The organism is Sphingobium sp. WCS2017Hpa-17, from assembly GCF_031843765.1.
GTDB lineage: Bacteria > Pseudomonadota > Alphaproteobacteria > Sphingomonadales > Sphingomonadaceae > Sphingobium.
In genome coordinates this window covers 72156-85597 of record NZ_JAVTIV010000012.1, presented here as the reverse complement: position 1 = coordinate 85597, position 13442 = coordinate 72156, and the positions used below count along the sequence as shown (strand labels likewise).

Annotated in this window: 11 protein-coding genes; 9 read left to right on the top strand and 2 right to left on the bottom strand. The window is 63.5% G+C overall.

The features are described from left to right. Positions 1–143: 143 nt before the first annotated feature. Positions 144–923 (bottom strand): SDR family oxidoreductase, encoded by a 780-nt coding sequence (locus RQH62_RS16420; RefSeq protein ID WP_311269808.1) that lies wholly within the window; start codon positions 921–923, stop codon positions 144–146. Positions 924–1026: 103 nt separating this feature from the next. Between RQH62_RS16420 and RQH62_RS16415 the strand changes: the two genes are divergently transcribed. After that, positions 1027–1938 carry a LysR substrate-binding domain-containing protein gene (locus RQH62_RS16415; protein WP_311269807.1) on the top strand — a complete coding sequence of 304 codons (912 nt, stop codon included), beginning with the start codon at positions 1027–1029 and terminating at the stop codon, positions 1936–1938. Between the two features lie 85 nt (positions 1939–2023). After that, the gene (locus RQH62_RS16410) at positions 2024–3058 is read left to right on the top strand and encodes a nucleoside hydrolase (RefSeq protein ID WP_311269806.1); all 1035 of its coding nucleotides are present in this window, start codon (positions 2024–2026) and stop codon (positions 3056–3058) included. Between the two features lie 6 nt (positions 3059–3064). Here the strand turns inward: RQH62_RS16410 and RQH62_RS16405 are convergent, their stop codons facing one another. Beyond that, the gene (locus RQH62_RS16405) at positions 3065–4480 is read right to left on the bottom strand and encodes a short-chain fatty acyl-CoA regulator family protein (protein WP_311269805.1); all 1416 of its coding nucleotides are present in this window, start codon (positions 4478–4480) and stop codon (positions 3065–3067) included. A gap of 180 nt (positions 4481–4660) precedes the next feature. On the opposite strand from RQH62_RS16405, the gene RQH62_RS16400 reads away from it, so the two are divergent. The 7 genes from RQH62_RS16400 to RQH62_RS16370 all read left to right on the top strand — a co-directional run bounded on the left by RQH62_RS16400 (position 4661) and on the right by RQH62_RS16370 (position 13440). Next, positions 4661–6193, top strand: coding sequence for an acyl-CoA carboxylase subunit beta (locus RQH62_RS16400; protein WP_311269804.1), 1533 nt, complete (start codon positions 4661–4663; stop codon positions 6191–6193). A gap of 109 nt (positions 6194–6302) precedes the next feature. Beyond that, positions 6303–6740: a methylmalonyl-CoA epimerase gene (gene mce, locus RQH62_RS16395; protein ID WP_311269803.1), complete on the top strand. Its 438-nt coding sequence runs from the start codon at positions 6303–6305 to the stop codon at positions 6738–6740. Between the two features lie 169 nt (positions 6741–6909). After that, positions 6910–9063, top strand: a complete 2154-nt coding sequence (gene scpA / locus RQH62_RS16390) for a methylmalonyl-CoA mutase (RefSeq protein WP_311269802.1) — start codon at positions 6910–6912, stop codon at positions 9061–9063. A 63-nt stretch (positions 9064–9126) separates the two neighbouring features. Continuing rightward, positions 9127–10131 (top strand): biotin synthase BioB, encoded by a 1005-nt coding sequence (gene bioB / locus RQH62_RS16385; RefSeq protein ID WP_405053562.1) that lies wholly within the window; start codon positions 9127–9129, stop codon positions 10129–10131. A gap of 125 nt (positions 10132–10256) precedes the next feature. Next, complete coding sequence (locus tag RQH62_RS16380) at positions 10257–10478, top strand: hypothetical protein (RefSeq protein WP_010338810.1); 222 nt, start codon at positions 10257–10259, stop codon at positions 10476–10478. After that, a complete protein-coding gene (locus tag RQH62_RS16375) occupies positions 10478–12478 on the top strand; it encodes an acetyl/propionyl/methylcrotonyl-CoA carboxylase subunit alpha (protein ID WP_311269800.1) in 2001 nt (666 codons plus the stop codon). Before RQH62_RS16380 ends, RQH62_RS16375 begins: the two co-directional genes overlap by 1 nt. A 98-nt stretch (positions 12479–12576) precedes the next feature. Continuing rightward, complete coding sequence (locus tag RQH62_RS16370; protein ID WP_311269799.1) at positions 12577–13440, top strand: class I SAM-dependent methyltransferase; 864 nt, start codon at positions 12577–12579, stop codon at positions 13438–13440. Positions 13441–13442: the final 2 nt, after the last annotated feature.

Here is a 13442-nt window from a genome sequence, read left to right as displayed (position 1 = left end):
GTTTCCGCAAGGCGGATTGTCACTATCCGGTTCGTGCTGAGTAGGGTCTGAGCGAAGTCGAAGACCCGTATCGAAGCATATCCCTTCGATACGCCATTTCGACGAGCTCAATGGCTACTCAGGACGAACGGCGGTAGCGTGAATTACGCGATCGTCGGCACCATGCCGCCTTCGACCCGCAGGGCCGCGCCGTTGGTGGCGGCGGCGAGGGGGCTGGCGAGATAGGCGACCATGGCGCCGACCTCGTCCGCTTCGATCAGGCGCTTGATGAGCGAGAGCGGGCGCAGTTTGGTGAAGAACTCGGCTTCGCGTTCGGCTTCGGGTGCGTCCTTGTTGTCGACCACGGAGCGGATGAAATCGACAATCCCTTCCGAACGGGTCGGGCCGGGGAGCACGCTGTTCACGGTGACGCCGGTCCCGCGCGTATGTTCGGCAAGGCCGCGCGAGATGGAAAGCTGGGCCGACTTGGTCATGCCGTAGTGGATCATTTCGGCGGGCGGGAGCAGGCCGCTTTCGCTGGCGATGAAGATCACCCGGCCCCAGTTGTTTTTCAGCATCTTCGGGAAATAGTGGCGGGACAGGCGAGCGCCGCTGACGACGTTGACTTCGAACAGATGGTGCCAGTCTTCATCGCTGATGTCGGCGAAGTCCTTGGCTTCGTAAATGCCCAGATTGTTGACGAGGATGTCGGTCGCGGGGACGGCGGCGATCAGCGCGGCGGCGCCCTCCGCCGTGGCGGGATCGGCAAGCACGGCGTTGACGGGCAGGCCGATTTCGATGGCTGCGGCGTCCAGCTTCGCCTGGCTACGGCCGGTGATGGTGACGGCAACGCCCTCTTGTGCGAGGCGTTTTGCGATGGCGAGGCCGATGCCGGCGGTCGATCCGGTGACGATGGCGCTCTTGCCGGTGAGTTGCAGGTCCATGGGCTTTTCCCTTTCGAATGAGACAGCGAGTTGGACAGGTAGATAGATATAAGCTTATTGATGATTAGAGGGAATGGCATCACTTCAGAAGTGAATTGAAATCATGGATAACCGGTTCGGCGACGTCGAGAATTTCCTGATGGTAGCTGGCGCGGGGAGTTTTGCCGCCGCCGCCAAGGCGCTGCGCCTGACCCCGTCGGCGGTGAGCCGGTCGATCGCGCGGCTAGAGCAGAGGCTGGGCGTGGCGCTGGTGCGGCGGACCACAAGGTCGCTGGCGTTGACGCGCGAGGGGCAAGCCTATCAAGATCGGATGATCGCGATATTGGGCGACATGTATGAGGCGGAGAACAGCCTGCGGACCGAAGGACAGGGGCCGCGCGGGCTGCTGCGGATCAACGCTTCCCCCTCCTTCGGCATGGAATATCTGATCCCGATCCTGCCGCAGTTCGGCGCGCTTCATCCGGCGGTGACTGTCGACCTGACGCTGACCGACGATATTGTCGATCTGGTCGAGGAGCGGGCGGACATCGCCATCCGCATCGGGCCGCTGCGCGATACCAGCCTGCGTGCCAAGAAGCTGGGGCATAGCCGGATGCTGCTGGTGGCCAGCCCCGATTATCTGGCGCGACGCGGGACGCCCGCGACACCGGACGATCTGGACGCGCATGACTGTCTGCGTTTCAGCTTCCGCCGGTCGGTGGATAGCTGGCCGTTCCGGGTGAAGGGGAAGCTGGTGCAGCGGCCGGTGCAGGGTCGCTTCTTCGGCAATTCGGGCGAAGTGGTGCGGCAGATGGCGGTGGCCGGGGCCGGGATTGCGCGGCACGGGCGGTTCCATGTTGCGCGCGACCTGCGCGAAGGGCGGCTGGTGGAGGTGCTGGCGGAATATAATGCCGGCGATGGCGAGGATATTCATGCCCTCTACGCGGCGGAGGACCGGGCAGCGGCGCGGGTGCGGGCGTTTCTGGACTTTCTGGACGCGGCGATGGTCATCGGGGGGAGGAGCGAGTGGCTATAGGCTGAGCCTATGATGGCATGAGAAATTGATATTTTACCACATGGCGCCGGGCTTCCATGACGAGGGAAATGGAGGGAGAGGATATATGCCTGTAGAGCTTGGCCGTCGCCATGTCCTGATGTCCGTCGCGGGTTTCATGGCAAGCCTTTCAATGGCGGCACATGGTGCCACAGGAGAACGGCATCCGCAGGCGCGTGTCATCGTGGACAATGATTTTTCGGGCGATCCGGATGGACTGTTCCAACTGGCCCATCATCTGTTGTGCGGGTCGATCGACATCCCGTTGATTGTCGGATCGCATCTGCCGCTGAAGTTCGGCGGCCCTGCATCCGCCACGGCCGGTGCCGCGAAGGCGCGTGAGTTGCTGAAGGTGATGCGACTGGAGGGGCGTTACACGCCGATAGCTGGTGCCGAATTGCCCATCATGTCGCGCGATCGGTGGACGCCCAGCCCGGTGACGGCGGCGATCGTGCGCGAGGCGATGCGCGCGGACCGGAAAGAACCGCTTTTCTACGCCGCCGGCGCGGGGCTGACAGAACTGGCGCTGGCATGGCTGGCCGAACCGAAGATCGGGTCGCGCATCAAGCTGGTCTGGATCGGCGGCAACGAGCATGGCGGCCTCGCCTACCCGCCACCCGGACCGGCGGAGGTGGAGTTCAACCTGTCCATCGACCCGGTCGCGGCGCAGATCATCTTCAACGAATCCGACATCGAAATCTGGCAAGTACCGAGAGACGCCTATCGCCAGATGCTGTTTTCGATGGCCGAGATCGAGGACATCGCTGCCGCCGGACCTTTGGGCCGCTATCTCAAGGCGGAACTGGATGGGATGGCGGCGATACTGGCGACCATTCCCGGCTTCCCGCCGATGCCCGATGCCGAGGTTTATGTGCTGGGCGACAGTCCGCTGGTGACGCTGACGGCGTTGATGACGCCGATCCAGCCCGATCCGGCCTCCAGCCGCTATCTGCGCAAACCCACGCCCTGGCTGAATATCGACGGCAGCTATCGCGAGCGTCCCGGCGCGCGACCGATGCGGGTTTATAGCGCGATCGACAGCGACCTGACCTTCCGCGACATGGTGAGCCGCTTTGCGCGGCTGGCGCAGGCCGGCGTATAGCCGGCCTCACCCGATCCAGTAAGGCACGATCTGGCGGGTGTCGGGATCGACATGGATCGGGCGGTCGGCGGGCGGGAAGGCGCGCTGGTCGCAGCTTTGCCGGGGGCAGAGCCGGCAGGTTATGCCGATCGGGGTGGCCGCGCCCTCCTCCTGCAAATGCAGGCCGTCGGCATAGACGAAGTTCGCCGCATGGGCGGTTTCGCAGCCCAGCACCACGGCGTAACGACGCGGGGTGCGCTTGTAGCTGCCCGAGGGCTTCACCAGCCCCTTGGCCATGGAGACATAGCGCACGCCATCGGGTGTCTCGCCAAGCTGAACGTTGATGCGGTCGGGCACGGCGACGGCTTCATGCACGTTCCAGAGCGGGCAGGCGCCGCCGAAGCGGGCGAATTGCAGGCGGGTGGCGCTGTGGCGTTTCGTTATATTGCCGGCCATGTCGACGCGGCAGAAGAAGAAGGGGATGCCGCGCAGGCCGGGGCGCTGGAGCGTGGAGAGGCGGTGGCAGGCCTGTTCGAAGCTGACGCCGAAGGTGCGGGCGATCCGGTCGATATCGTGGCGCATCGTGCGGGCGGCTTCGCGGAAGGCGGCATAAGGAAGCAGCAACGCGCCGGCGGCATAATTGCCGAGGCCGATCGCGAGCAGCCGGTCCGATCCGAGGACGGGCAAGGCAGCCTTCCTGACCACATCGGCAATGACCGCCTGCCCCTCCAGCATCATCAGCTGGTGGGCGAGCATGAATTTGCGGCTTTCAGTCGGCAGGGCGGCGTTGATGAAGAGTTGCCGGTCGATGGCATGATAGGTGCGCAGCGCGCTGTCGGGGGTTTCGGCGATCAGCGTCTCGATACCGTGGCGACGGGCCAGCGCCTCCACCAGCATGCCTTCGTCCAGCACCTGCCCTTGCGTAAAGCTCTCCGCCATTTCCTCGGCCAGGCAGTCGAGCGGATGGACATAGTTGCCGGCTTCATGAAACCAGTCGCGTGCGGCCTCCCAAGGCAGGCGGGCCTGCACCTCATGATCGTTGGCGATCGCCTCCTCGATCATGTTGATCCGCTCATTGGCGCGCATATGGGCGTTGTAGAGGTCCACATAGCGCGCCGCGAATTCGGGAAATTGCAGGTGCAGCTTCTCGATCCGCTCGGGCTCCATATGGGTGCCAGGCAGTTCGGGATGGGCGAGCGCATAGGTGAAGGCGCCCAGAAGCTGCTCCTCCTCGCGGCTGTCGAAGCTGGCCCAGTCGGTGGGGAAGGCGCTGGCGAGCGCGGCCTTGACCTTGGCGGTCAGGGGGCGATCGTCATTTTCCATCTGCGAGAGATAGGATACGGATATGCCCAGTGCCTGCGCCATCGTCGCCTGGTCCATCCGATGGTCCAGACGGAGCTGGCGCAGGCGAGGACCTGCGAAGATGCGGTTGCCGCGTGCCATGTTTCTGCCTTCCCTTGCGCCCGTCGCCGCTTTGCTAAGCATGTGATGGTGACGCAAAAATGGACCTTAATTGCGAAGTCGCGATTTGCAAATTAGCAAATTTACATTTGCGAACTTTGCATGAGGCTGGGTAGGGGAAGGGCATAACAACCGTTCGCCTGAACCGGAGAGAAGCCTTACATGTCGAAGCTCGCCATCATCGAACAGCTGGAAGCCAAGCGCGAAGCCGCGCGGATGGGCGGCGGCCAGCGCCGGATCGACGCCCAGCATGCCAAGGGTAAGCTGACCGCGCGCGAGCGGCTGGACGTGCTGCTGGACGAGGACAGCTTTGAAGAGCTGGACATGTATGTCGAGCATAATTGCATCGATTTCGGCATGGACGAACAGCATATTCCCGGCGACGGCGTCGTCACCGGATCGGGCACGATCAACGGCCGGCTGGTGTTCGTCTTTTCGCAGGATTTCACCGTCTATGGCGGTGCGGTGTCGGAACGGCACGCGATGAAGATCTGCAAGATCATGGACATGGCGCTGAAGGTCGGCGCGCCGGTGATCGGCCTCAATGACAGCGGCGGCGCGCGTATTCAGGAAGGCGTCGCGTCGCTGGGCGGCTATGCGGAGATTTTCCAGCGCAATGTGCTTGCGAGCGGCGTGGTGCCGCAAATCAGCGTCATCATGGGGCCGTGCGCGGGCGGCGCGGTCTATTCGCCCGCGATGACCGACTTCATCTTCATGGTGAAGGACAGCAGCTTCATGTTCGTGACCGGGCCGGATGTGGTCAAGACGGTGACGAACGAGGTGGTGACGCAGGAGGAACTGGGCGGCGCGGTGACGCACACGACCAAGTCGGGTGTAGCCGACGTGGCGTTCGACAATGATATCGAGGCGCTGCTGGCGGTGCGCGATTTCGTCGATTTCCTGCCCGCGTCGAACAAGGAGCCGGTGCCGGAGCGGCCGAGCGCGGATGCGTGGGATCGGATCGAGGAGAGCCTCGACACGCTGATCCCGGCCAATGCCAACCAGCCCTATGACATGCACGAACTGATCCGCAAGGTGGTGGACGAGGGCGACTTTTTCGAAGTGCAGCCGGCCCATGCGGGCAATATCCTCTGCGGTTTCGGCCGGATCGAGGGCAAGACGGTGGGCATCATCGCCAACCAGCCGATGGTGCTGGCCGGCGTGCTGGACATCAACTCGTCCAAGAAGGCGGGGCGGTTCGTGCGCTTCTGCGACGCGTTCGAGATACCGATCGTGACCTTCGTCGATGTGCCGGGCTTCCTGCCGGGCACCGCGCAGGAGCATAGCGGGATCATCAAGCATGGCGCTAAGCTGTTGTTTGCTTATGCCGAAGCGACCGTGCCGAAGATCACCGTCATCACGCGCAAGGCCTATGGCGGGGCGTATGACGTCATGTCGTCCAAGCATCTGCGCGGCGATCTGAACTATGCCTGGCCGACCGCGGAAATCGCGGTGATGGGTGCGAAGGGCGCGGTGGAGATCATCTTCCGCGGCAAGACGCCGGAAGAGATTGCGGAACGGACGGCGGAATATGAAGCGCGCTTCGCTAACCCGTTCGTGGCGGCAAGCAAGGGTTTCATCGACGAGGTGATCCAGCCGCACTCGACGCGGAAGCGGATAGCACTTGGCCTGCGCAAGCTGCGCAACAAGGCGCTGGAGAATCCGTGGAAGAAGCACGACAATATTCCGCTGTGACGGCCCGCAGGGTCGTCATCCCAGCGTAGGCTGGGATCTCGTGCCGCGAAGCTGGACCTTGAAGGCCTAAGACCCCAACCTTTGCTGGGGTGACGATATGAGGATTGAAATGAAACTCGGCCGTCTCAACCATATCGGCATCGCGACGCCTTCGATGGAGGCGAGCATCGCTTATTATCGCGACGTCATGGGCGCGACCATCACGCACGAGCCGTTCGACCTGCCTGCGCAGGGGGTGAAGGTCTGCTTCGTGGATACGCCGGGCGAAAATGGCACGGCGGGCACGCAGATCGAACTGATCGAGCCGCTGGGCGAGAACTCGCCCATCCATGGTTTCATCGCCAAGAACCCGGCCGGGGGGCAGCATCATATGTGCTATGAAGTGCCCGACATCCACGAAGCCAAAAAATGGTTCGAGGGGCTGGGCAAGAAGGTGCTGGGCGAGCCGCGCATCGGTGCGCATGGCACGCCGATCTTCTTCGTGCACCCCAAGGATATGAACGGGGTGCTGACCGAGATCATGGAGACGCCGAAAGAGGCGCATTGATATCCCCCTCCCGCAAGCGGGAGGGGCAGCGAGACTTGGGGCTGCGTAGCAGGCCCTAGTCGCAGCGGGGTGGGCACCGGACAGCCCACTCCAACTTCGGCTAGCCAACAAGTTGGCAAGCCTACGTATCCTCTCCCGCAAGCGGGAGAGGAGTGAAGGGTAGGAACGCATGACCGAGAAGCCGACATTGGACCAGTGGGCCGCCGCTGCCGCCAAGGAAGTGAAGGGCAAGGATCTGAACTGGGATACCCCCGAAGGTATCCGGGTGAAGCCGCTTTACACCGCCGAGGATGTGACGGTCGATCCGGGCCTACCCGGTTTCGCGCCGTTCACGCGCGGCGTGCGTGCCTCCATGTATGCGGGCCGGCCATGGACCGTGCGGCAATATGCGGGCTTCTCGACCGCAGAAGAATCCAACGCTTTCTATCGCCGCAACCTCGCCGCCGGGCAGAAGGGCCTCTCCGTCGCATTCGACCTGGCCACCCATCGCGGTTATGACAGCGACCATCCGCGCGTCACCGGCGACGTCGGCAAGGCGGGCGTGGCGATCGACACGATCGAGGATATGAAGATCCTGTTCGACGGCATTCCGCTCGACAAGATGTCCGTGTCCATGACGATGAACGGCGCGGTGATCCCGATCCTGGCCTTCTTCATCGTGGCGGGCGAAGAGCAGGGTGTCGAGCGCAAGCTGCTCGACGGGACCATCCAGAACGACATCCTCAAGGAGTTCATGGTCCGCAACACCTATATCTACCCGCCCGAACCCTCGATGCGGATCATCTCGGACATTTTCGGCTATACCAGCCGCGAGATGCCCAAGTTCAACAGCATCTCCATTTCCGGCTATCATATGCAGGAAGCCGGCGCGACGCAGGTGCAGGAACTGGCCTTCACCATCGCCGACGGCGCGGAATATGTGCGCTATGGCGTGGCCAGCGGCCTCGACATCGACAAGTTCGCCGGGCGCCTCAGCTTCTTCTTCGCGATCGGCATGAACTTCTTCATGGAGATCGCGAAGCTGCGCGCCGCGCGCGTGCTGTGGCACCGCGTCATGACAAAGCTCGGCGCGCAGGACGAGCGGTCCAAGATGCTGCGCACCCATTGCCAGACCAGCGGCGTATCGCTGACCGAGCAGGACCCCTATAACAACGTCATGCGCACTACGATCGAGGCGATGGCGGCGATGCTGGGCGGCACGCAGTCGCTGCATACCAATGCGCTGGACGAGGCAATCGCGCTGCCGACGGACTTTTCCGCCCGCATCGCCCGCAATACCCAGATCGTCATTCAGGAAGAGACGGGCATGTGCAATGTCGTCGATCCGCTGGGGGGCAGCTATTATATCGAGGCGCTGACCCAGCAACTGGTCGATGCCGCGCAGGAGATTATCGACCGGGTGGAAAGCGAAGGCGGCATGGCGAAGGCTGTGGCGGCGGGATGGCCCAAGGCGATGATCGAGACGGCGGCGGCGGCGCGGCAGGCGCGGGTCGATCGCGCCGAAGACGTGATCGTGGGCGTGAACAAGTACCGGCTGGCGAACGAGGATCTGCTCGAAACGCTGGAGGTCGACAATGCGAAGGTGCGCGAGGCGCAGATCGCGCGCATCAATCGGGTGAAAGCCGAGCGCGACGAGGATGCCTGTCAGGCGGCGTTGCAGGCACTGCGCGATGCGGCAGCGGCACCGCAGTCGATCGAGACGAATTTGCTGGCTCATGCGGTCGAGGCCGCCCGTGCGCGCGCGACGCTGGGCGAAATCTCCTCCGCCATGGAGGATAGTTTCCAGCGTTATGGCACGCAGCCCACGCCGGTGAAGGGCGTCTATGCCGCGCCCTATGAAGGGGACAAGCGCTGGCAACAGGTTCTCGACGGCGTGCAGGCCGTCGAGCGGCGCCTCGGTCGCAAGCCCAAGCTTCTGGTCGCGAAGATGGGGCAGGATGGACACGACCGGGGCGCCAACATCATCGCATCGGCGTTCGGCGATCTGGGCTTCGACGTCGTGTCCGGCCCGCTATTCCAGACGCCGGAAGAGACGGTGGTGCTGGCGCTGGAGAGCGCGGTCGATGTGGTGGGCGCGTCGAGCCTTGCCGCTGGGCACAAGACATTGATCCCCGAACTGATCAACCGGCTGCGGGAAAAGGGGCGCACCGACATCAAGGTGATCGCCGGCGGCGTCATCCCGCCGCAGGATTATGACTATCTTCGTGACGCCGGGGTTCAGGGGATTTATGGGCCGGGTTCCAATGTCGTGGAGTGCGCGGCCGATGTGCTGCGCCTGCTCGGCCACAACATGCCCCCTGCCGGGCTGGAGGAAGCTGCTTGACCCGTAATTCTGCCTTTTGCGATGTCGATGGATCGTTTATAGATTTCGTCAGACAATCGGAGGATGCCCATGTTTGACGCTCGCAACGACTGGACCCGTGAGGAAATCGCGGCGCTGTTCGACCTGCCCTTCAACGACCTGATGTTCGAAGCGCAGTCGATCCACCGCAACAATTTCCCACGCAATCAGGTGCAACTGTCGACCCTGCTGTCGATCAAGACGGGCGGTTGCCCGGAGGATTGCGGTTACTGCAACCAGTCGGCATCGGCGGAAAGCGGCCTGAAGGCCGAAAAGCTGATGAGCGTGCAGGCGGTGATGCAGGCGGCGGCGCAGGCGAAGGACGCGGGGAGCTCGCGCTTTTGCATGGGCGCGGCCTGGCGCAACCCCAAGGATCGCGACATGCCCGCCATCGTCGAGATGGTGAAGGGCGTGCGCCAGATGGGCATGGAAACCTGCATGACGCTGGGGATGTTGGACGAAAAGCAGGCCAAGACTTTGGCCGACGCGGGCCTCGATTATTACAACCATAATATCGATACCTCGCCCGAACATTATGAGAAGGTCATCACCACCCGGACGTTCGACGATCGGCTGGTGACGCTGGAAAATGTCCGCAATTCGGGCATCAATGTGTGCAGCGGCGGGATCGTCGGCATGGGCGAGACGCGCGAGGATCGCGTCGGTTTCCTCCATGCGCTGGCCGTGCTGCCGGTCCATCCGCAGAGCGTGCCGATCAACGCGCTGGTCCCGGTCAAGGGCACCGTGCTGGGCAATATGCTGGCCGACACGCCGCTCGCCAAGATCGACGAGATCGAGTTCGTGCGCACGGTGGCTGTCGCGCGGATCGTGATGCCGGAGAGCATGGTGCGTCTGAGCGCGGGGCGTGAGAGCATGTCGGATAGCTGCCAGGCGCTTTGCTTCATGGCGGGCGCGAACAGCATCTTCACCGGCGACAAGCTGCTGACCACAGCGAACGCGGGCGACAATGCGGATGCGGCGCTGTTCGCCAAGCTCGGCGTCGTGCCGATGCAGGCGGAAGTGAAGGTCGAACTGGAGGCGGTGGAGTGAAATTCGCACCCGACCTCGTCACCCCGGCCTTGAGCCGGGGGCCCGCTTCTTCTGTGCCGTCGCGCGGGAAGAAAGAGGGATGCCGGATCAAGTCCGGCATGACGAAGGATTGGGGAGCAAGCTGAATGAGTTTCGGCCGCTACGTCTTTGTGAAAATGCTCGTCAGTTTTGGCGTGTTCCTCATCATGTGCCCCCTTTTCTTTTTAGCGATGGGGATCGTCGGCAAGTTCCTGCCTGAAAATGCACATGGTGTTCTTCTGCTATTTCCAGGTTTGCCGGTCATAATTGGCGGACTGTTAGCTACTCACATAATTACAGAACGTATCAGTCGGAGCAGGCAAAAATAATGGCAATCACCAAGATCCTGATCGCGAACCGTGGCGAAATTGCGTGTCGCGTCATACGCACGGCCAAGAAGATGGGCATCAAGACCGTCGCGGTCTATTCCGATGCCGATGCCCGCGCGCCGCATGTGCTGATGGCCGACGAGGCCGTCCATATCGGCCCGTCGCCCGCCGCCCAGTCCTATCTGCTGGCCGACAAGATCATCGAAGCGTGCAAGGCCACCGGCGCCGATGCCGTCCACCCCGGCTACGGCTTCCTGTCCGAGCGCGAGAGCTTCCGCAAGGCGCTCGACGCCGAGGGCATCATCTTCGTCGGCCCGCCCGCCAACGCCATCGCCGCGATGGGCGACAAGATCGAGTCCAAGAAGCTGGCGATGGAAGCGGGCGTCAATGTCGTCCCCGGCTATGTCGGCGTGATCGACGACACCGAACATGCGGTGAAGATCTCCAACGAAATCGGCTATCCGGTGATGATGAAGGCGTCCGCCGGCGGCGGCGGCAAGGGCATGCGGCTGGCCTATAGCGAACAGGATGTCCGCGAAGGTTTCGAAGCGACAAAGCGCGAAGGCCTCAACAGCTTCGGCGACGACCGCGTGTTCATCGAGAAATTCATCGAAAGCCCGCGCCACATCGAAATTCAGGTGCTGGGCGACCAGCATGGCAATATCGTCTATTTGAACGAGCGCGAATGTTCGATCCAGCGCCGCCATCAGAAGGTGGTCGAGGAAGCGCCGTCGCCGTTCGTCAGCCCCGAAATGCGCAGGAAGATGGGCGAGCAGTGCGTCGCTCTGGCCCGCGCGGTCGGCTATTTCAGTGCGGGCACCGTCGAACTGATCGTCAGCGGCGAGGACAAGACCGGCGACGGCTTCTACTTCCTCGAAATGAACACGCGGCTTCAGGTCGAGCATCCCGTCACCGAGGAAATCACCGGCGTCGATCTGGTAGAACAGATGATCCGCGTCGCCAATGGCGAGGCGCTGTCTTTCGGTCAGGCGGATGTGAAGATCAACGGCTGGTCGATCGAGAACCGCGTCTATGCCGAAGACCCCTATCGCGGCTTCCTGCCCTCCACCGGCCGTCTGATCCGCTATAATCCGCCCGAAACCGGCACGGATGAAAGTGGCGCGCTGATCCGGGTGGATGACGGCGTGGTCGAGGGCGGCGAAGTGTCGATCTTCTACGACCCGATGATCGCCAAGCTCATCACCTGGGCACCGACCCGCCTCGAAGCCATCGACAAGCAGATCGAGGCGCTCGACAAATTCGAGATCGAAGGGCCGGGCCATAATATCGATTTCGTGTCCGCGCTGATGCAGCATGAGCGGTTCCGGTCGGGCAATATCACCACCGGTTTCATCGCGGAGGAATATCCCGAAGGCTTCACCGGTGCGCCCGCATCGACGGAACTGCTTCAGCGCCTGTCGGCGATCGGTGCCTTTGCCGCCATGGCGCAGGCCGATCGCGCCCGCCGTATCGACGGGCAGCTTGGCCGCCGCCTGTCGCCGCCCACCGGCTGGCAGGTGAAGATCGGGGACGCGATCCATGATGTCGTGATCGACGGCGACGAGGTCACCGTTGACGGCGAGAGCATCGACATGGCGCTGGAATATACGCCGGGCGATCGCCTGATCGAAGCGGAGTTTGGCGAGGAAGCGCTGGCGGTGCGGATCGCGCCGGTGCGGTCGGGCTTCGTGCTGACGGCGCATGGCGCCAGCCACAAGCTGCGCATTCTGCCCGCGCACGCCGCGCAGCATGCGCAGCATATGATCGAGAAGATTCCGCCGGACCTGTCGCGTTATCTGATCTGCCCGATGCCGGGCCTGCTGGTCGCGCTGCATGTGCAGGAGGGCGACAAGGTCGAAATCGGCCAGCCGCTCGCCGTGATCGAGGCGATGAAGATGGAAAATATCCTGCGCGCACAGAAGGCGGGCGTGGTGAAGAGCGTGTCGGCGGCGCAGGGCGAGAGCCTGCCGGTCGATGCCATCATCCTGGAAATGGCATGACGCATGGCCTCCCCCGATACGTCGGGGGAGGCTCTATAGCCTTGCTTTTCTTGCCATAACCCCGGACACAAGGGGCAAGAGGATAGCAAGGTGATGACATGACACAGCCCCAGACCGCCCCCGCCGCTCGCACCGATGCGGCGCAATGGACCGGCGCCAATGGCGATGTCTGGGCGGCGGAATGGCAACGCACCGACCGCAGCTTCGCGCCGCTGACGGCAGAACTGGACCGGGCCATCAGCGAGTCGATGGGCGGACGCGCCATCGCCGTGGCGGATATCGGCAGCGGCGCGGGCGGCACGTCGATCGCGGCGGCAGGCACCCATGACTCGGCGCAGGTCACAGGCTTCGACATTTCCCCGGCGCTGGTCGCGGTGGCGCAGGAACGGGCGGCGGGCCTGCCCAATTGCCGCTTCGTCGCCGGGCCGGCGGAGCAGCGGATCGGTGAGGCAGGGCCGTTCGACCTGATCGTGTCGCGCCATGGCGTCATGTTCTTCGATGATCCGGTGGACGCCTTCACCCGGTTGCGGGCGGCGGCGCGGCCCGGCGCGGGGCTGATCTTCTCCTGCTTCCGTGCGCCGTCGCTCAACGCATGGGCGCGGGAGTTGATGGCGGTCTTGCCGGGCGGGGGAGCAAAGCCGGCTGGCTATGAACCCGGCCCCTTCGCCTTTGCCGATGCGGATTTCGTGCGGGTGTTGCTGGCGGAGGCCGGCTGGACGGATGTCGCCGCCCGGCCGGTCGATTTCGCCTATCGCGCAGGCGAGGGGAGCGATCCGGTCGCCGATGCGGTGGCCTTTTTCAGCCGGATCGGCCCGGCGGCGCGCGCGCTCAAGCTGGCGCCGCCCGCGCAGCGCGGTGCGATATTCGCCGCGACCGAGGCCGTCTGCCGCGCGCGTCTGGTCGGCGATGTCGTGGAATTTCCTGCGGCTGCCTGGATATGGTCGGCCCGCAACCCGGATTGAGA

What these genes read in the sequence shown, in the direction of transcription:
- RQH62_RS16420 (WP_311269808.1), bottom strand. Translation starts at nt 923, where the DNA reads ATGGACCTGCAACTCACCGGCAAGAGCGCCATCGTCACCGGATCGACC.
- RQH62_RS16415 (WP_311269807.1), top strand. Translation starts at nt 1,027, where the DNA reads ATGGATAACCGGTTCGGCGACGTCGAGAATTTCCTGATGGTAGCTGGC.
- RQH62_RS16410 (WP_311269806.1), top strand. Translation starts at nt 2,024, where the DNA reads ATGCCTGTAGAGCTTGGCCGTCGCCATGTCCTGATGTCCGTCGCGGGT.
- RQH62_RS16405 (WP_311269805.1), bottom strand. Translation starts at nt 4,480, where the DNA reads ATGGCACGCGGCAACCGCATCTTCGCAGGTCCTCGCCTGCGCCAGCTC.
- RQH62_RS16400 (WP_311269804.1), top strand. Translation starts at nt 4,661, where the DNA reads ATGTCGAAGCTCGCCATCATCGAACAGCTGGAAGCCAAGCGCGAAGCC.
- mce (WP_311269803.1), top strand. Translation starts at nt 6,303, where the DNA reads ATGAAACTCGGCCGTCTCAACCATATCGGCATCGCGACGCCTTCGATG.
- scpA (WP_311269802.1), top strand. Translation starts at nt 6,910, where the DNA reads ATGACCGAGAAGCCGACATTGGACCAGTGGGCCGCCGCTGCCGCCAAG.
- bioB (WP_405053562.1), top strand. Translation starts at nt 9,127, where the DNA reads ATGCCCATGTTTGACGCTCGCAACGACTGGACCCGTGAGGAAATCGCG.
- RQH62_RS16380 (WP_010338810.1), top strand. Translation starts at nt 10,257, where the DNA reads ATGAGTTTCGGCCGCTACGTCTTTGTGAAAATGCTCGTCAGTTTTGGC.
- RQH62_RS16375 (WP_311269800.1), top strand. Translation starts at nt 10,478, where the DNA reads ATGGCAATCACCAAGATCCTGATCGCGAACCGTGGCGAAATTGCGTGT.
- RQH62_RS16370 (WP_311269799.1), top strand. Translation starts at nt 12,577, where the DNA reads ATGACACAGCCCCAGACCGCCCCCGCCGCTCGCACCGATGCGGCGCAA.